The sequence below is a fragment of the Rhizobium sp. CIAT894 genome (assembly GCF_000172795.2).
GTDB lineage: Bacteria > Pseudomonadota > Alphaproteobacteria > Rhizobiales > Rhizobiaceae > Rhizobium.
This window is the reverse complement of sequence record NZ_CP020948.1, coordinates 26220-44125: the sequence shown is the minus strand read 5'-3', so window position 1 is coordinate 44125 and position 17906 is coordinate 26220. Positions and strand designations below refer to the sequence as shown.

Genomic DNA, 17906 nt, shown 5'->3' with positions numbered 1-17906 from the left:
TTTGCCCGGAGAGATCGACATGACGGCCATTTCCTTGAAGCAGCCGGTGACGGCGCGCGACGACATCATCCGCTTCGAAGGGATCGTCAAGCACTTCGGCGGCGCGCAAGCGCTGGCCGGCGCATCGCTGCTCGTCAGGCGCGGCACCATCCACGGTCTCGTCGGCCAGAACGGCGCCGGCAAGTCGACGCTGATCAAGCTGCTGGCCGGTCTTCACCAGCCGGATGGCGGCCGGATCGAGATCGAGGGGCAGAGATTCGACAGGCTGACGCCGCATCTTGCCGAAGAACTCGGCATCCATTTCATTCACCAGGATCGGCTGCTGGTGCCGACCTTCACCGTCGGCGAAGCCCTGTTTCTCGGCCGGGAACCGCGCATTGCGGGCACGCCTTTCCTCGACCGGCGCCTGATGCAGCGCCGCGCGACCGATATTCTCAATGACTATTTCGGCATCCGGTTGCCGAACGCGGCTCTGATTGGCGAGCTGTCGACCGCCGAAAAGCAGATCGTGCAAATTACCCGCGCCCTCCTCAATCAGCCGAAAGTGCTCGTCTTCGACGAGCCGACGGCCGCATTGGTGCGCCGTGAGGCCGATATCCTCTTCCGGCTGATCCGGCGTCTGCGCGACGAAGGCGTTACAATCATCTATATCTCTCACTATCTGAATGAAATCGAAGAGCTCTGCGACCACGTCACCGTGCTGCGCAACGGACAGGACGTTGCCTCCGTGCCGATCGGCGAGACTTCGGCCACGGCGATTGCCCGGCTGATGGTCGAGCGCGACATCAAGGAGATGTTTCCGAAGCCTCAGGTGACGCCGGGCAACGAGATCCTCAAGGTCGAGCAACTATCGGCGCCGGGAAAATATAGCGACGTCAGCTTCACGCTTCGCCGCGGCGAGGTGCTCGGCCTGACCGGCTTGCTCGGCTCCGGCGCCAAGGAGCTGGTGCGCACCCTCTTCGGGCTCGAGACCCCGGCTTCCGGTCGTATCGAGATCAGCGGCAAGAGCGCCCGTTTCGCCAATCCGACGCAGGCGGCCGGCCGCGAAATCGCGCTGGTGCCGGAAGATCGGCGCCGCCATGGCGTCGCGCTCGACCTCAGTGTTAAGGAAAATATCGGCCTGTCGAGCCTTGGCCGCTTCACGCGTTTCGGCTTTCTCGATCGCAAACGCGAACAGCGTGAGGTCGATGCTCTGATCACGCGGCTGCAGGTGAAAACCAATGGACGCGATGCCTTGCTGCGCACCCTTTCGGGCGGCAACCAGCAGAAGATCGCCATCGCCAAATGGCTGAGCCGTCACTCAGAGGTCTATCTCCTCGACGAACCGACGGTCGGCGTCGATATCGGCTCTAAGGTCGAGATCTACACGCTGATCGGCGAGCTTGCGGCGCGGGGCGCCGGCGTCATCGTGCTGTCTTCCGATCTGCCCGAACTCGTCGGCATCACCGATCGCATCCTTGTGCTCTTCCGCGGCCGCGTGGTGCGGGAATTCATTTCGTCGGAGACCACGGCAGATGCCGTGCTGGCGCAATCGACCGGATCATCCGAGGGACATCGCCATGTCGGCTGAAGTGGAGTTCGCGCCTTCCCGTTTTTCCGCAGCGGAAACCGCTCCCCGACCGGCCGGCAACGGTGGGGCCGCTGTATTGCGCTTCGGATCATTGATCGCATTTGCCGCCATCCTGATCGTCTTTTCGCTGACCGCTCCCTATTTCCTCAGCATCGGCAATATCGGCAATGTGCTTGGCCAATCGGCGATCTCAGGCGTGCTTGCCATCGGACTGACGATCGTGCTGATCGCTGGCGGTTCCAATGTCGTCACCGGCGGCATCGACCTGTCTCTGGCGGCCAATATGGGCCTCAGCGCCGCCATCTATGCGAGCCTGACGCAACTCGGTTATGGCGACACGGCTGCGATTGCGGCAGCGATCTCGACCGGTGCGCTGATCGGCACGGTCAATGCCATCGCCGTCGTCTATGCCGGCATCGTACCGCTGCTCGCCACGCTTGCCGTGATGAACGTCGTCGCCGGCCTGGAACTGGTGCTGACCGGCAATACTGTCCTGCCGGCTTCGACGCCTTTCCTGTCGGCGCTTTCAGCCTCTGACGCTTTCGGCATCCCTGTTCTTGCCTACGTGCTGCTCGGCTTCACGGCAATCGCCACGGCGATCGTGCAATATACCCCGCTCGGCCTGCGGCTCTACGCCGTCGGCGAGTTTCCGGATGCGGCGCGCGCCGCCGGCCTGCCGCTCCGCCGCCTGCTCGCCGGCGCCTTCGTCGCCAGCGGCGTCTCCGGCGGCATCGCCGGCATCTTGTCGGTTTCCTATCTGAGCGGCAGCACGACCGGCTCCGGCGAGCTGCTGTTGCCCGTCGTCGTGACGGCTTTGCTCGGCTCGGTCTTTTCGCGCCGGCTGATTCCGACGGTCACCGGGACGCTGCTGTCAGCTCTGCTGGTCGGCTTCCTCACCAACGGTTTCCAGTTGCTGAATATTTCGAGTACGCTGGTGAGCGGCGTCCAGGGCGTGCTCATCCTCATCGTCGTTTCCGCCACCACGCTGCTGCGCCGGCAGGAGGCCTAATCATGTCGCTGCAAACCTCCCCTTCCCCCGCCACCGACTTGCCGCGCCTCATCGCCGGCGGTCTGGTGCGCTATGGGCTGATCCTCGCCCTGATTGCGGTATTCGCCGCCTTTTCCTTGATAACGCCGACATTCCTGACGCTTGCCAACCTGCAGAGCATCCTGGTCAACAATTTCACGCTGCTCGCCATCGTCTCGATCGCCATGACCTTCGCCGTGGCGTCGGGCGGCATCGATCTGTCCGTCGGAACGGCGATGGATTTCGCCAGCTTCGCCTTCGTCTCGCTCGTTCTCGCCGGACAGCCGGTGGCAATCGCCGCATTTGCGGGATTGGCGGCCGGCGCGTTCGTCGGCGCCTTCAACGCGCTGCTGATCTCAGGGATCGGCGTGTCGCCGTTCCTCGCCACGCTCGGCACCCTGTTCATCGGCCGCAGCGTTCAGCAACTGCTGACCAATGGCGGCAATCCGGTCTATCTGCCGCCGAACGGCGTGCCGGAAGCCTTCCGTTTCCTCGGCCACGGTACGATCGCCGGCTTTCCGGCGCCGCTAGCCGTTGCCATCGTCGTCATCGCGGCCGCTGCCGTTGTCTTTGCCCGCACGCGTTTCGGCCGCGTCATCCTGTCGATCGGCATCCAGCCGGGCGTCGTGCGCTATTCCGGCATCGCAGCACCTGCCCATGTCGCGGTGACCTTCATCCTGGTCGGGTTGATCGCGGCGATCGCCGGCCTGATCCTGACCGCCACAGTCACCACCTACATCCCCTCCTCAGGCAATGCCTTCCTGCTGAACGCCATCGGCGCGACCTTCATCGGCACGACGCTCAGCCCGCTTGGGCGGCCGAATGTCGGCGGGACCGTTCTCGGCGCACTGCTGCTCAGCATCGTCGCCAACGGGCTGCTGCTGACCGATCTGAACTTCTATTGGCAGCAGGTGGGTACGGGAACGCTGATCTTCGCCGTGCTGGCGCTGAGCTTCATCAACAGGAAGACCGCCGGGGCTACATAAAGGGACACCGTCTCCGGACGGATCAACCTATTGAGGCGTCCGAAATCATCCGCGAGACGGCATTCTTCCAGCCGATGATTTTGGCCTGCCGCTCGGTCTCCTCCATCGACGGGCTGAAGCGGCGGTCGCAGGCCCAGGCCTGCGCAAACTCCCGCTTGCCGGGCCAGATGCCGGCTTTGGAGCCGGCAAGCCAGGCGGCCCCCAACGCCGTCGTCTCACGGATCGCCGAGCGGTCGACCGGATTTCCCGTCATGTCGGCCAGGCACTGCATCGTCCAGTCCGAAGCCGCCATGCCGCCATCGACGCGCAGCACGGTTTCCAGCTGGTTGACACCCCAGTCCTTCTTCATCGCCACCAGCAGATCGAGCGTCTGATAGGCGACGGATTCGAGCACGGCGCGGGCGAATTCCGCCGGCCCGCTGTTGCGCGTCAGGCCGAAGATCGCGCCGCGCGCGGCCGGATCCCAATAGGGGGCGCCGAGGCCGGTGAAGGCCGGGACGATATAGACTTGCTGTCCGGGATCGGCCTTGGCCGCGAGCACGCCCGCCTCCGATGCCTGATCGATGATGCCGAGTCCGTCGCGCAGCCATTGCACGGCCGCGCCGGCGATGAAGATCGAGCCTTCGAGCGCATAGGTCGTCTCGCCATCGAGGCGGCAGGCGATGGTTGTCAGCATCCGGTTGGAGGAGGACACCCGGTCCCTGCCGGTGTTCAACAAAGCAAAGCAGCCGGTGCCGTAGGTTGACTTCATCATGCCGGGCTCGAAGCAGGCATTGCCCATGGCGGCCGCCTGCTGATCGCCGGCGACCCCGAGGATCGGAAGCTCGGTACCGAACAGCGCCTTGTCGGCGCGGCCGAAATCATCGGCGCATTCCTTCACTTCGGGCAGCAGCGCGGCCGGGATGCCGAGAATGCCGAGAAGCTCTTCGTCCCAGGCGCCGTCATCGATATTATAGAGCAGCGTTCGCGAGGCATTGGTCGCATCGGTGGCGTGTACGCGGCCGCCCGTCAGCTTGTAGATCAGCCAGCTGTCGATCGTGCCGAAGCAGACCTCGCCCGCCTCTGCCTTCTCCCGCAGCCCGGCGACATTGTCGAGCAGCCAGCGCAGCTTGGTTCCGGAGAAATAGGGATCGAGTAGCAGGCCTGTTTTGGCGCTGAACAGTTTCTCATATCCGTCGGCCTTCAGGCTTTCGCACATTTCGGCCGTGCGCCTGTCCTGCCAGACGATCGCCCGGTATAGCGGCGTCCCGGACCGACGATCCCAGACGACCGCCGTCTCGCGCTGGTTGGTGATGCCGATCGCGGTGATGGCGGCAGCATCAAGACCGGCATCGGCGATCGCCTTGCGCGCGGTGTCGACCACGGATCGCCAGATTTCGGCCGCGTCGTGCTCCACCCATCCGGGCTGCGGATAATATTGGGTGATCTCCGCCTGCGCCGAACCGGCCATTTTCATGCCGCCATCGAAGATGATTGCGCGCGAAGACGTCGTGCCCTGGTCGATCGAAAGAATATAGCCGCTCATATCCGTCTCCGGCTCGCACGAAACCGCTCCGCCTGCCGGGAAGGGCAGGCGCCGATGTTTCAGGAGATAAAGATTGTGGGTGCCACCGGCTTGCTGCCGGTGGCTAGATGTGATGGCCGGAAGCCTCGTCGCCTCCGGCCGAGGTCCGCCTTACTTCGACTGCCAGCTCTTGACGAGTTCGTCGTAGTTGATGGTGACCGGCTTTTCCTTCTCGTTCTCGATCTTCAGCTGCGGCGCAAGGTTGCCCTTCTTCACCGCATCCGCGTTCCAATAGGCGAGATCATGCTCTTCGGCCAGTTTCGGGCCGATATCGCCCTGAACGCCCGATTTCTCGATACGGCCCATGACCTTCTCCTGCTCGCCGCAAAGAGAATCCATGGCTTCCTGCGGCGTCTTGGCGCCGGCAGCGGCGTCACCGATAGCCTGCCACCAAAGCTGAGCCAGCTTCGGATAGTCGGGAACGTTGGTGCCGGTCGGCGACCACTGAACGCGGGCCGGCGAACGATAGAACTCGATCAGACCGCCGAGCTTCGGAGCACGCTCCGTAAAGCTCTTGTCGCGAATGGTGGATTCGCGGATGAAGGTGAGACCGAGCTGGCTCTTCTTCACGTCGACCGTCTTGGAGGTCACGAACTGTGCATAGAGCCACGCGGCTTTCGCACGGTCCGTCGGGGTCGATTTCATCAGCGTCCAGGAACCGACGTCCTGATAACCGAGCTTCATGCCGTCTTTCCAGTAAACGCCATGCGGGCTCGGCGCCATACGCCATTTCGGCGTGCCGTCCTCGTTCATGACAGGCAGGCCAGGCTTGACCATGTCTGCGGTAAACGCCGTGTACCAGAAGATCTGCTGCGCGACGTTACCCTGTGCCGGAACCGGACCGGATTCCGAGAAGGTCATGCCCTGAGCTTCCGGCGGCGCGTAAGCCTTCAACCAATCGAGGTACTTCTGGATCGAATAGACCGATGCCGGGCCGTTGGTGTCACCGCCGCGCGCGACGCACGAACCGACCGGACGCGACTTCTCGTCGACCTTGATGCCCCATTCGTCGACCGGAAGACCGTTCGGCAGACCCTTGTCGCCGTTGCCGGCCATCGACAGCCAGGCGTCGGTGAAGCGCCAGCCGAGCGACGGGTCCTTCTTGCCGTAGTCCATATGGCCGAAGACCTTCTTGCCGTTGACGTCACGGCCGGTGAAGAATTCGGCAATGTCCTCATAGGCCGACCAGTTGACCGGAACGCCGAGATCGTAGCCGTATTTCGCCTTGAAATCGGCCTTGTTCTTCTCGTCGTTGAACCAGTCGTAGCGGAACCAGTAGAGGTTGGCGAACTGCTGGTCGGGAAGCTGGTAGAGCTTCTTGTCCGGCGCCGTCGTGAACTTGGTGCCGATGAAGTCGTCGATATCGAGGCCGGGGTTGGTAACGTCCTTGCCTTCGCCAGCCATCCAGTCGGTCAGGTTGCGCACCTGCTGATAGCGCCAGTGGGTACCGATCAGGTCGGAGTCGTTGACCCAGCCGTCATACAGGTTCTGCCCGGTCTGCATCTGTGTCTGGATCTTCTCGACAACGTCACCTTCCTGAATGACGTCGTGCGTGACCTTGATGCCGGTGATCGCAGTGAAGGCCGGAGCCAGAACCTCGGACTCATACTTGTGGGTGGTCAAGGTTTCCGAAACAACCTTGATCTCCATGCCGGCGAAGGGCTTCGCAGCATCGACGAACCATTGCATCTCCTTTTCCTGGTCGGCGCGAGAGAGCGTCGACACGTCGCCGATCTCTTTATCCAGGAAAGTCTTTGCCTCGTCCATGCCGGCATAGGCCGACCCGGTCATGGCCAGCAGTACCGCTGCTGTCGTCGTCAATAAATGCCTTCGCATAATATCCTCCCAGGGTTTGCGATTGCAGTCTTCATGTCTCAGGCGGCCAGAAATACCCCCGGCCATCTGCATCAGTTTGCCTCACACGTAACGAAATACGCCGACGGCGTAGACAACGGAGAGGGCGAGAGCCCACCAGAGGCTTGATCCCGCGAGACCAAGCCAGGCAAGATGGATAAAGGCGCTGCCGAGCAGCGAAAGGAAAAGCCGGTCACCGCGCGTCGTCTCGAAGCGCAGGATTCCAATCCGCGGGTTACCGCCCGGGGCGGCATACTCCCAGACCCCCATGCCGATCAGCAGCAATATGATGACGATGAAGAAAGCGGCGGTCGGCCAGGTCCATGCCATCCATGAAAAATCGGGAAGCGAAAAGCTCATCAAACCCTCCCCAGGGCGAAGCCCTTGGCGATGTAATTGCGCACAAACCAGATCACCAACGCCCCCGGAATCAGGGTCAGAACACCCGCGGCGGCCAGCAATCCCCAATCCATGCCGGATGCAGAGACGGTGCGGGTCATGGTGGCAGCGATCGGCTTCGCGTCGGTCGTCGTCAGGGTTCGCGCGATCAGCAACTCGACCCAGGAGAACATGAAGCAGAAGAAGCAGGCGACACCTATGCCGCTCGCAATCAGCGGCGTGAAGATCTTCAGGAAAAACCGCGGAAACGAGTAACCGTCGATATAGGCCGTTTCGTCGATTTCCTTCGGCACGCCCGACATGAAGCCTTCAAGGATCCAGACCGCCAGCGGCACGTTGAAGAGGCAATGCGCCAATGCCACGGCAATGTGCGTATCGATCAGTCCGAAGGCCGAGTAGAGCTGGAAGAACGGCAGGGCAAAAACGGCCGGCGGCGCCATCCGGTTCGTCAGCAGCCAGAAGAAAAGGTGCTTGTCGCCCAGGAACCGATAACGGGAGAAGGCATAGGCGGCCGGCAGTGCGGCTGCCACCGAGATCACCATGTTGATCACGACATAGGTGATCGAATTGATGTAGCCGGAATACCACGCCTTCTCCGTGAAGATCGTCACGTAATTGGCGATCGTCGGGTTATGAGGATAAAGCGTCAGAGAATTGACGATTTCCGCATTGGTCTTGAAGCTCATGTTGACGAGCCAATAGATCGGCAGCAGCAGCACGATGATATAGATCGTCGGAACCAGCCACCACCAGCGCGATTCCTCGCCGCGCCGGCGCATCAGACGGCTGACTTCGTCGGAGGAGAGACCGCTTGCGACACTGGTAGCGCCTGAAATCTTTCGGCTCGCTGTCGTTTCGTTGGAGACGCTCATTTCAATTCTCCGCGTCGTGGCTTGTCATGACGGTGTAGAACACCCACGAAAGCAGCAGGATGATGAGGAAATAGATCAGCGACATGGCGGCGGCCGGACCGAGGTCAAACTGTCCGAGCGCGGTCTTGACCAGATCGATCGACAGGAACGTGGTCGAGTTGCCCGGGCCGCCACCCGTGACGACGAACGGCTCGGTGTAGATCATGAAACTATCCATGAAACGCAGCAGCACGGCGATCAGAAGAACGCGCTTCATCTTTGGCAGTTGGATATAGCGGAATACGGCCCAACGGGAGGCACCGTCGATCTTGGCCGCCTGATAGAAAGCATCCGGAATGGAAACGAGGCCGGCATAGCAGAGCAGGACGACCAGGCTCGTCCAGTGCCAGACATCCATGATGATGATCGTCACCCAGGCGTCGAGCGGATCCTGCACATAGTTGTAATCGATACCGATGGCATTGATGTAATAGCCGAACAAACCGATGTCGTTGCGGCCGAACACCTGCCAGATCGTGCCGACAACGTTCCACGGGACGAGCAGCGGCAGCGCCATCAGAACCAGGCACACCGGCACGCCGATGCCCGATTTCGGCATGTTGAGCGCAATGAAGATACCGAGCGGGATCTCAAGAGCGAGAATGATCAACGAAAAAATCAGGTTTCGCTGCAGGGCGGCCCAGAAACGGTCGGAATGCAGGACTTGGGTAAACCAGTCCGTTCCGTTCCAGAAGAACTGGTTGTTTCCGAAAGTGTCCTGAACGGAATAGTTCACAACCGTCATCAAGGGAATGACGGCCGAGAACGCCACCAGCACGAGGACCGGCAGGACCAGAAACCACGCTTTGTTGTTCCAGGTTTTTTCCATGATCAAGCCTCCGGTCCGGCGCGCCAAGAGTCGGCATAGATACTGATACCCGACGACTCGAAGGTCACCCGGGGGTCAGCCGGAATGTCCCCGTCCTCAGGGACGACGATCGCGATCGGCTGGCCGGCAAATTGCGCGCGGACGATCTTCTGCCGGCCGATATCTTCCACCTTGCTGACCGTCACAGGCATGCCCTCGCGGCCGACCCGGATAAACTCGGGCCGGATTCCAAGCTCTACCTTGGCCGCTGCCGAAGTCTTTGGCGCATAGTCGAGCGTCAGCGCGTGCTCGCCGACCCGAACCGTGCGGCCTTCCACCTTGGCCGGCATGAAGTTCATGCCCGGAGAACCGATGAAGTAGCCGACGAAAGTATGGCTTGGACGCTCGAAAAGTTCGGCCGGCGTGCCGATCTGCACGATCTCGCCATCGTACATCACCACGACCTTGTCGGCGAAGGTCAGCGCCTCCGTCTGGTCATGCGTGACATAGACCATCGTAAAACCAAACTGCTTATGCAGTCGCTTCAGCTGCGATCGCAGCACCCATTTCATATGCGGATCGATAACAGTGAGCGGCTCGTCGAAGAGAATCGCGTTCACATCCGAGCGCACGAGGCCGCGACCGAGCGAAATCTTCTGCTTTTGGTCTGCCGTCAACCCGCGCGCGCGACGCTTGGCCCAGTCTGCAAGGTCGATCATCTCCAATATTTCGCGGACGCGACGATCAACATCTGGCTCCGCCACTCCGCGGTTGCGCAACGGGAAAGCCAGATTGTCATAGACGGTCATCGTGTCGTAGATGACCGGAAACTGGAAGACCTGCGCGATATTCCGCTGCTGCGTCGGCAGGTTCGTCACATCCTGCCCGTCGAAAAGAATTCGCCCTTCGGACGGCTGGATAAGGCCGGAAATGATATTGAGCAACGAGGTCTTTCCGCAGCCTGAAGGTCCGAGCAGCGCATAGGCGCCGCCATCGTTCCACTCGTGGTGCACTTCCTTGAGAGCGTAGTCCTTCTCGCTCTTCGGGTTCGGCCCATAGGCATGGCGAATATGATCGAGGGTGATGCGTGCCATGATCTTCTCCTAGCCCCTCTGCCCGGCGGTGATCGCCCGGCCGTCCGCGCCGAACGCCATCAGGTGGCGCGTATCGATGAAAACGGAGAGGTCCGTGTCCGGCTCGATATTGTGGATGCCGTGCGCGAGCATCACCCAGCGGGTGTCGGCAAATTGCAGGTGCACGAAACTCTCCGACCCGGTGATCTCCGAAATCTGTGTCCGTGCTGTCAGCCGCGCCGAATCAGCCGTCTGGGCGGTTGGTGCAAGGTGATGCGGGTGAAACGCGATCGTTGCCGGCCCATCCGGCACGTTCTGAAGATGCGGCGGCACGGCAAAAATCACAGCGCCATCGCGCAGGAAATTGCCTGCCGATTTGACCAGATCAATAAAATTCAGCGGCGGGTCGGCAAAGGTTTTCGCCGTCGTCAGATCGAGAGGATTGCGATAGACCTCGATCGTCGGGCCGAACTGCGTGACCCGGCCCTCGTTGAGCGCTGCCGTATTGCCACCCAGCAACAAGGCTTCGGAGGGTTCCGTCGTGGCATAGACGAAGATCGCGCCGGACTGAGCGAAGATGCGCGGCAATTCCTGCCGCAGTTCCTCACGCAGCTTGTAATCGAGATTGGCGAGCGGCTCGTCCATCAGCACCAGGCTCGCATTCTTGACGAGGGCGCGGGCAAGTGCCGTACGCTGCTGCTGGCCGCCGGACAGATTGAGCGGCGTGCGGTCGAGATAGGGCGTGAGCTTCAGAAGCTCGGCAGCCTTGCGCACCTCGCGGTCGATCGTCGCGGCATCCTTGCCCGAGATGCGCATCGGCGAGGCGATGTTTTCGTAGACGGTCAGCGCCGGATAGTTGATGAACTGCTGATAGACCATGGCGACGTTGCGCTTCTGCACCGGCATGCCGGTGACATCGACGCCGTTGAAATGAACGGAGCCGCCGGTGGGACGGTCGAGCCCGGCCATCAGCCGCATCAGCGATGTTTTGCCAGACAGTGTCGGCCCGAGCAGGACGTTCAGCGTGCCGCGCTCGAGGACCAGATCGGTCGGATAGATATGATAGTCCGCGCCCACCATCTTGGCGGCGTTTCGCAGTTCCAGCATTCCGATTCCCCTGCCTCCACGCAGCGGGGACCACACGCCGCCTCTATCCGGCCATTGCCGGTCTGGCAGCCATGTACTCCTCCAGTGACTGAGCCTGCTCCTTGGAAAGGCGCAGACCATCCTTTGTTCTCCTCCACAGCACGTCTTCGCCGTGCCGGGCCCATTCATGTTCGACGAGATATTTGACTTCCGCCTCGTAAAGATCGCCGCCGAACAGCCGTCCAAGATCGTCGATCCCGCGGGCGTCGCCAAGCAGCACCTCGGCCTTCGTGCCATAGCGGCGCACCAGCCTACGGGCATGCGGATCTGCCAGGAACGAATAGCGCCGTTTCAGCTTGGCGACCTCGGCCTCATAACCCTTGACCGGAAAATCGCCGCCCGGCAGATGGCTCTTTGCTGTCCACGGCGCGCCCTTGACGCCGATCGCAGCGCCGATCTTTTCCAGCGCATGTTCGGAAAGCCGGCGATAGGTGGTGAGCTTGCCGCCGAAGACATTGAGCAGCGGCGCCGCCTCACCTTCGCCTTCCAGTTTCAGCACGTAATCACGCGTTGCCTCCTGCGCCTTCGAGGCGCCGTCGTCAAAAAGCGGCCGGACCGCCGAATAGGTCCAGACGATATCCTCGGGCCTCACCGGCTCCTTGAAATATTCCGACGCCGCATTGCAGAGATAGACGGTCTCCTCCTCGGAGATCCGGACATCCTTGGGATCGGCCGTATAATCGCGATCGGTGGTGCCGATCAGGGTGAATTCACCCTCATAGGGGATGGCGAAGATGATGCGGTTGTCGGGATTTTGGAAGAAATAGGCCCTGGGATCGTCGAACTTCTTCCTGACGACGATATGGCTACCTTGAACGAGGCGCACATGGCGAGCCTCGTTCTGGCCGAAAGCAGCGCGGATGACGTGGTCGACCCAGGGGCCGGCGGCATTGACCAGCATGCGGGCCTGATGGCTGTCATTGCGGCCAGTGACCGTATCGGTCGTCTCGATATGCCACAGGCCATTCTGGCGCCTTGCCGACACCACTTTGGTGCGCGGCATGATGGTCGCTCCCTTGTCGGCGGCGTCGCGGGCATTCAGTACCACCATGCGGGCGTCGTCGACCCAGCCGTCGGAATATTCGAAGGCCTTGGCAAACAACGCCTTCAGCGGCTTGCCGGCCGGATCCCGGCGCATGTCGAGCACTGATGTCGCCGGCAGCAGCTTGCGGCCGCCGAGATGGTCGTAGAGGAAGAGGCCGAGCCGGATCAGCCAGGCCGGGCGGATACCGCCCTTGTGATAGGGCAGCACGAAACGCAGCGGCCAGATGATGTGCGGCGCCATCGCCCAGAGGATCTCGCGCTCCATCAGCGATTCACGCACCAGGCGGAACTCGTAATGCTCGAGATAACGCAGGCCGCCATGGATCAGCTTGGTGGCGCCCGACGAGGTGCCGGAGGCGAAATCGTTCATCTCCGCCAGCGCGACGGAATAGCCGCGCCCGACAGCATCACGCGCGATGCCGCAGCCGTTGATGCCGCCGCCAATGACGAAAATGTCGTATATCTCCCGGCCCAATTGCCCCTCCGAGCCTGCTGCTGATTTCGCATCGCACAAAATTTGCGCGATTGCGAAAGTGACATCAGTTAAAACGAAAGGAATACGAATGTCAAACGAATGTTGACGCGTTATCGCGATCTGCTGTTTGTTTCGATCAGCTTCACATTGTTTTCCAGGCAGAGATTGCGGATCGACGGCACCGGACAGTGGTCGGTGATGAAGGTGTGAACCTGGGAGAGCTGACCGATCCGGACCGGCGCGGTGCGTTCGAACTTCGTGGAATCGGCAACGAGAATGACGTGGCGGGCATTGGCGATGATCGCCTGTGCGACCTTCACCTCGCGAAAGTCATAGTCGAGAAGCGCGCCATCGATATCAATCGCCGAAGCGCCGATAACGGCATAATCGACCTTGAATTGACGGATGAAATCGACCGCCGCTTCGCCGACGATGCCGCCGTCTGAACCGCGCACGACTCCGCCGGCGATCACCACCTCGATTGCCGGAAATAGCCGCAACCGGTTGGCGACGTTGATATTATTGGTGATCACCATCAATTCGTGATGGTTGGCCAGTGCTTCGCCCACCGCCTCGGTCGTCGTTCCGATATTGATGAAGAGCGAGGCCCCGCTGGGGATCAGCTCGACCGCAGCCATGCCGATCGCCTGTTTCTCCGAAGCAGCGATCTGGCGGCGTGCCTCATATTTGACGTTCTCGGTGCCGCTCGGGAATGTGGCGCCGCCATGGATGCGCGTCAGCACCTGCGCATCGCAGAGATCGTTCAAGTCCTTACGGATCGTCTGCGGCGTCACCGAAAAGCGGGAAGCGAGTTCTTCGACCAGGACCCTGCCGCTCGATTTCGCTATCGCCACGATTTCAGTTTGCCGGTCGGTCAAGAACATGCGCACGCACCTTTCGATCTGCTTTCGTTTTAAAGAAAGCGAACGCCTGCGCAATGCCTATCTGTTATCTGATCTCGCCTTCCGTCTAATTTCAGACTGACCATCCGAAATTCTAAACCTGCAGCCTCTGAAAGGAGACAAGTCGGATGTCGACCGGCGAACAGTTCGTTCCGGCAGCCTTCGCGGCAGCGCCTACGCCGATGCTTGGCGGAGGAGCGCTAAGCAAACATATTGGGACCGATTTCCTCGCTGACCTCGATGATCACATCCGCGGGGACATTGTTCCTTCGGGCCGCGGCGAGAATGGCTTCCGTACTCGGCGCCTCGTAAAGGCAGTAAGTCTTTTTTCTGTCCGCGCTGAGGAACGAAAAAATCCACTTCACTCCTTCCTGGTCGTTGATCAGGTTGATCTGCTCGACCCCCTCTTTCGATAGATCGAGTTGTTCTGCAAAGTTTCTTTCGATGATGTAGCGTGGCATGAGGAGACCTTCTTCCCACCAAAGCAGCGAATTGTTGGTTCTAATGAATCGTCGATTTCAGTCGCTGTTGCAGCCGGACCATTCCCAGTTCGGCCGCGGTTGTCCGGGCATTCTCGGATAGCAACATTGCTCTCTTTATCGCGGCCGGGCTACCTTTTTTCATTAGCAAGTCCGCATACTCTGCCTGCGTGTGCGCGAGCCACGGCCGCGAGCCGATCGCCGCGTTCAACTCGAGCGCGTGCTCAAAGTGCTCCGACGCTCTGTCAAATTCACCCAAAGCCGCTGCCAACACTCCCAGATAGCGGCTTGCCGCGCCGAAGCAAACGGTCGCCATCCCTATCGTGACGGTCATCTCCTTGTAGTCCAGCATAAGCTTATAGAGGATTTGGGCAGCATCCGCGTCGCCGAGACCGGCGGCGACTTCCGTCAGAAACGAGAGGGACGCGCTCCGTTTTCCGTCAAGCGGAAGGGCGAAGCGGGCGTGGGCAAGTTCGCTCAACCTTCGTTGGGCCGCATCCCGATAGCCCAAGTCAAAGGCAACCAACGCGAAACCCGGCAGCCAGGTGGTTTCCTCCGGGTTTTCCTCAATCAACAGTTTCATGACCGGCGCGACCTCCGAAAGGCGGCTCTGCTCCCGTCGGATCGCGAACATCTGCATGCCGTAAACGCCCTCAGGCGCAGCGCCAAGGGTCCGCATGCCCAGCTTCAGCGCGTCTTCAGCAAGCTCCTCCGCGGCGGCGAACCTTCCATCGAGGATGGCCATCATCGCTCTTGCGATGCGGGCGTAGAACTGGACATGGAGATGCTGCCGCTTGGTACCAATTTCATCCAACGCGTCAACCGCCCGATCGGCACGGGCGCGATCGCCGAGCTCCGTGGAGACATAGGCTTCAACTGAAAGTGCTCGGCTTTGCACATCGTCGTCATCGATCTCACCTGCGAGGCGTCGTATTTCATCCAGGCGAGCGATCCGGTCGTTTCTCTCCATAACGGACTTGACCGGTGCCGGCGTCAGGAATGGCAGTGCGGAGAGCTCCACAAGCGCAGTCTTATCGCCGACCCGTCGGGCCAGCTCGATACCTTCGTCATGGCATTTTGCGGCGTTCTTGCTGTCGCTCAGGTAGGTATATGCCCGCGCAAGGCGGCTGAGAAGCTGGCACCGTGAACTCTGGTCCGCTGGTTCAACCATCTCGAGGGCTTCTTCGAGAAGCGGCACCGTTTCGATGAGCGAATTCGAGGAAACGAATTTGGAGCCGTCAAGACCGATCACCGCGCGAACAAAGGCTTGCGTGTCGGCCGCTTTGCGCGCCAATGGGGCGGCCAGTCTGTATTTCGCCAGCGAATCCGTCATGCGACCCGCGGCGAACAGGGCGTCGCCGAGTTTTAGGATCGCGGTGAGCAACTCACTTTGCCGCTCAGGTCCTTCAGGCAACTGCTCTGCGATTGCCAATGCGTTCTGGAAATGGTCGACCGCCTCGTAGTTGGCTGATCGTGCCAGGGCGCGTTCTCCGGCCTTCACCCAGTAGGGAAGAGCGAACTCAATCCGTTGCGCTTTCTCGTAGTGCTGGGCGATGAGCTCGGGCTGCGTGGCGGCGACATCGTCATACTGTTCGACGAGAGCCCTGGCGATCCTCTCGTGGAAATGGCGCCGGCGCCGGTTGAGGAGCGATTGATAGGCCGCATCCTGGATGAGCGCGTGTCGAAAAACGAGAGCATCGTGCAAGACGCCGCCTTCGACGACGATCTGGCTGGACTCGAGCTGGTGCAGCGCTTTCTCGAGCGCTTGATCGTCGAGGCCTGCGATCTTCGAAAGAAGGCCGCGATCGAATTCCCTGCCTATGACCGCGGCAATTTGCGCAACCTCCTTGGCCGTCGTCGCTAAACGATCAAGACGTGTCATCAGGGAGCCCTGCAGACTGTCCGGGATTTCTGCGTCGAGGCCAGATGGTTTGCCGCTTTCCACGACCGAGCGGGTCAACTCCTCGGCAAACAGCGGCACTCCGTCTGTTCGCTCTGCAATTCTTTCGGCGAGCTGTTCGGGAATGTCGGAAGCCATGGATTCGATCAGCTCGCGCATCTGCGGCCTGGTCAGGCGCCCAACGGAGAGTGTCGTCGCCTGCGCCAGTCCGCTTGCCCAGTTCGCGCTCCATTCCGGGCGGTGGGTCACAACGACAAGGGCGGCAGCGCCGTGAAGGCGGCTGACGAGTTCTCTCAGCACTTCGCTGGTGGACGGGTCCATCCAGTGCGCGTCTTCGAAAACCATGAGCACCGGTGCGATTCTGGCCGCCAGCAGCAAACGGTTCACCAATGTACGGACGAGAAGCTCCTTGCGCTGGTGGGCGGAGAGATCCGGCGGCCTGAACTCGTCGCCGACGTCGAGCGAAAGCAGTTCGGCATAGATGGCACCAACTTCGGAGGGATTTTCGCCGTAGCGGCGAACAAGGGCGCGAAACTTTTCGACGCGCGTGTTCCGGTCGTCTGCCGGCGCAAACGACGCGACCCGGCTCAGTCGCTCGACGATCGGGTAAAAGGCCGATGTAAGGTGATAGGGTGAACACTGCAATCGGATGAGTTCATGCTGTGACTCTTGCAGATGTTCTTCGAAAGCCTCGATAAGGCGCGATTTTCCGATGCCAGCCTCCCCCGACAGGAAGACCGCCTGGCCTTGCCCGGCCTTGGCCAACTCCCACCGGTCGAGCAGCAGGCCGATCTCGCTAACACGGCCGACAAATTTCGAAAGTCCGCTCGCATGCGCAGCTTCGAAACGACTATCCACTTCTCGCTCACCGCGGACTTCGAACAACGCAATGGGCGAGGTGAAGCCTTTGAGCTCCTGCGCGCCAAGGCTCTCGATTTCGAACGACTGCCCGGCGAGGCGGCGGGTGCTGTCGGAGATCACGATCTGACCTGGGGCGGCCGCGGCCTGCAGGCGTGCGGCCAGATTGGGAGTGTCGCCCGCGATCGACGCACGCTCCTTGGCGCTGCCATCGGCGTTGCCAACGACCACGCGTCCGGATGCAATGCCGATGCGAGCCTTCAATCGCTGTGCATCGGGCGACTGCAGGGCGTCGACGGCGGCCATCGCCTCAAGGCCGGCCCGGATTGAACGCTCGGCATGGTCCTCATAGGCCATCGGCCATCCGAAATAGGCCAGCACGCCATCTCCGAGATATTTGGCGACATAGCCTCCGAAGCGCGTGACTGCGCCGGCGACGCTATCCTGATAATGGCGTGTCAACTCGTGCATGTCTTCCGGGTCGAGCTGCGCGGACAGCGCTGTCGACCCGACCAGGTCGCAGAAGAGCACGCTGAGCAGCCGCCGGTCAGCCCCGGCTTCCGATCCAGCCTCGGTACCAGCCGAACCAGGAGGCTGTTCGTCCGGATCCTGATGCGCAAGCCGGTTTATAGCAGCGAGAAGAATCTTCCGGTGCCCCAGCGAGACACCGAGCTCCTGGAGATCGGATTCGGCAAGATGAGGGAGCGCTCTCAGATCGACGTCATTCTCGGCGAAGGCGTCGGCGTACTTGCCGAGTCCGAGTTGACCTAGCCAATCCTCAATCGTCTGCATCGACGTTGATCCCGCTCCACCGTGCTCGAAAAATACCACGAACGCCGGCATCGTACCACGCTGTGACGCAGGAGCTGTTCGTTTTGGCGGGGGTCGAGGAGGTCGACATATAAACGCC

14 protein-coding genes are annotated in these 17906 nt (G+C 61.2%); 3 read left to right on the top strand and 11 right to left on the bottom strand.

All coding sequences use genetic code 11. The features are described 5' to 3' along the window. Window positions 1-19: 19 nt before the first annotated feature. The 3 genes from RHEC894_RS21870 to RHEC894_RS21860 are packed head-to-tail and all read left to right on the top strand — an operon-like array spanning window position 20 to window position 3583. Complete coding sequence (locus tag RHEC894_RS21870; protein ID WP_085739119.1) at window positions 20-1570, top strand: sugar ABC transporter ATP-binding protein; 1551 nt, start codon at window positions 20-22, stop codon at window positions 1568-1570. Continuing rightward, window positions 1560-2579 carry an ABC transporter permease gene (locus tag RHEC894_RS21865; protein WP_085739118.1) on the top strand — a complete coding sequence of 340 codons (1020 nt, stop codon included), beginning with the start codon at window positions 1560-1562 and terminating at the stop codon, window positions 2577-2579. The genes RHEC894_RS21870 and RHEC894_RS21865 overlap by 11 nt, the downstream gene beginning before the upstream one ends. A 2-nt stretch (window positions 2580-2581) precedes the next feature. Continuing rightward, entirely contained in the window at window positions 2582-3583 is a 1002-nt protein-coding gene (locus RHEC894_RS21860; protein WP_085739117.1) for an ABC transporter permease, read from the top strand. A 22-nt stretch (window positions 3584-3605) separates the two neighbouring features. Here RHEC894_RS21860 and glpK read toward each other — a convergent pair whose 3' ends face one another. The 11 genes from glpK to RHEC894_RS21805 form a co-directional block, all read right to left on the bottom strand. Then, window positions 3606-5108, bottom strand: coding sequence for a glycerol kinase GlpK (glpK, locus tag RHEC894_RS21855; protein WP_085739116.1), 1503 nt, complete (start codon window positions 5106-5108; stop codon window positions 3606-3608). A gap of 150 nt (window positions 5109-5258) precedes the next feature. Beyond that, window positions 5259-6983, bottom strand: coding sequence for an ABC transporter substrate-binding protein (locus tag RHEC894_RS21850; protein ID WP_085739115.1), 1725 nt, complete (start codon window positions 6981-6983; stop codon window positions 5259-5261). 81 nt (window positions 6984-7064) lie between these two features. Further along, window positions 7065-7361, bottom strand: coding sequence for a DUF2160 domain-containing protein (locus tag RHEC894_RS21845; RefSeq protein WP_064837492.1), 297 nt, complete (start codon window positions 7359-7361; stop codon window positions 7065-7067). Next, window positions 7361-8272: a carbohydrate ABC transporter permease gene (locus RHEC894_RS21840; protein ID WP_085739114.1), complete on the bottom strand. Its 912-nt coding sequence runs from the start codon at window positions 8270-8272 to the stop codon at window positions 7361-7363. Before RHEC894_RS21840 ends, RHEC894_RS21845 begins: the two co-directional genes overlap by 1 nt. Window position 8273: 1 nt before the next feature. Beyond that, window positions 8274-9140 carry a sugar ABC transporter permease gene (locus RHEC894_RS21835; RefSeq protein WP_085739113.1) on the bottom strand — a complete coding sequence of 289 codons (867 nt, stop codon included), beginning with the start codon at window positions 9138-9140 and terminating at the stop codon, window positions 8274-8276. 2 nt (window positions 9141-9142) lie between these two features. After that, window positions 9143-10213, bottom strand: coding sequence for an ABC transporter ATP-binding protein (locus tag RHEC894_RS21830; protein ID WP_085739112.1), 1071 nt, complete (start codon window positions 10211-10213; stop codon window positions 9143-9145). A gap of 9 nt (window positions 10214-10222) precedes the next feature. Then, window positions 10223-11299, bottom strand: coding sequence for an ABC transporter ATP-binding protein (locus tag RHEC894_RS21825; protein WP_085739111.1), 1077 nt, complete (start codon window positions 11297-11299; stop codon window positions 10223-10225). Window positions 11300-11342: 43 nt separating this feature from the next. Continuing rightward, window positions 11343-12857 (bottom strand): glycerol-3-phosphate dehydrogenase, encoded by a 1515-nt coding sequence (gene glpD / locus RHEC894_RS21820; RefSeq protein WP_085739110.1) that lies wholly within the window; start codon window positions 12855-12857, stop codon window positions 11343-11345. A 110-nt stretch (window positions 12858-12967) separates the two neighbouring features. After that, the gene (locus RHEC894_RS21815; RefSeq protein ID WP_004673604.1) at window positions 12968-13741 is read right to left on the bottom strand and encodes a DeoR/GlpR family DNA-binding transcription regulator; all 774 of its coding nucleotides are present in this window, start codon (window positions 13739-13741) and stop codon (window positions 12968-12970) included. Between the two features lie 218 nt (window positions 13742-13959). Further along, complete coding sequence (locus tag RHEC894_RS21810) at window positions 13960-14220, bottom strand: DUF4242 domain-containing protein (protein WP_003595804.1); 261 nt, start codon at window positions 14218-14220, stop codon at window positions 13960-13962. Window positions 14221-14260: 40 nt separating this feature from the next. After that, window positions 14261-17788: an adenylate/guanylate cyclase domain-containing protein gene (locus RHEC894_RS21805; RefSeq protein WP_085739109.1), complete on the bottom strand. Its 3528-nt coding sequence runs from the start codon at window positions 17786-17788 to the stop codon at window positions 14261-14263. Window positions 17789-17906: the final 118 nt, after the last annotated feature.

Coding starts and splice junctions, on each gene's coding strand:
- RHEC894_RS21870 (WP_085739119.1), top strand. CDS start 20: ATGACGGCCATTTCCTTGAAGCAGCCGGTGACGGCGCGCGACGACATC.
- RHEC894_RS21865 (WP_085739118.1), top strand. CDS start 1,560: ATGTCGGCTGAAGTGGAGTTCGCGCCTTCCCGTTTTTCCGCAGCGGAA.
- RHEC894_RS21860 (WP_085739117.1), top strand. CDS start 2,582: ATGTCGCTGCAAACCTCCCCTTCCCCCGCCACCGACTTGCCGCGCCTC.
- glpK (WP_085739116.1), bottom strand. CDS start 5,108: ATGAGCGGCTATATTCTTTCGATCGACCAGGGCACGACGTCTTCGCGC.
- RHEC894_RS21850 (WP_085739115.1), bottom strand. CDS start 6,983: ATGCGAAGGCATTTATTGACGACGACAGCAGCGGTACTGCTGGCCATG.
- RHEC894_RS21845 (WP_064837492.1), bottom strand. CDS start 7,361: ATGAGCTTTTCGCTTCCCGATTTTTCATGGATGGCATGGACCTGGCCG.
- RHEC894_RS21840 (WP_085739114.1), bottom strand. CDS start 8,272: ATGAGCGTCTCCAACGAAACGACAGCGAGCCGAAAGATTTCAGGCGCT.
- RHEC894_RS21835 (WP_085739113.1), bottom strand. CDS start 9,140: ATGGAAAAAACCTGGAACAACAAAGCGTGGTTTCTGGTCCTGCCGGTC.
- RHEC894_RS21830 (WP_085739112.1), bottom strand. CDS start 10,213: ATGGCACGCATCACCCTCGATCATATTCGCCATGCCTATGGGCCGAAC.
- RHEC894_RS21825 (WP_085739111.1), bottom strand. CDS start 11,299: ATGCTGGAACTGCGAAACGCCGCCAAGATGGTGGGCGCGGACTATCAT.
- RHEC894_RS21815 (WP_004673604.1), bottom strand. CDS start 13,741: ATGTTCTTGACCGACCGGCAAACTGAAATCGTGGCGATAGCGAAATCG.
- RHEC894_RS21810 (WP_003595804.1), bottom strand. CDS start 14,220: ATGCCACGCTACATCATCGAAAGAAACTTTGCAGAACAACTCGATCTA.
- RHEC894_RS21805 (WP_085739109.1), bottom strand. CDS start 17,788: ATGCAGACGATTGAGGATTGGCTAGGTCAACTCGGACTCGGCAAGTAC.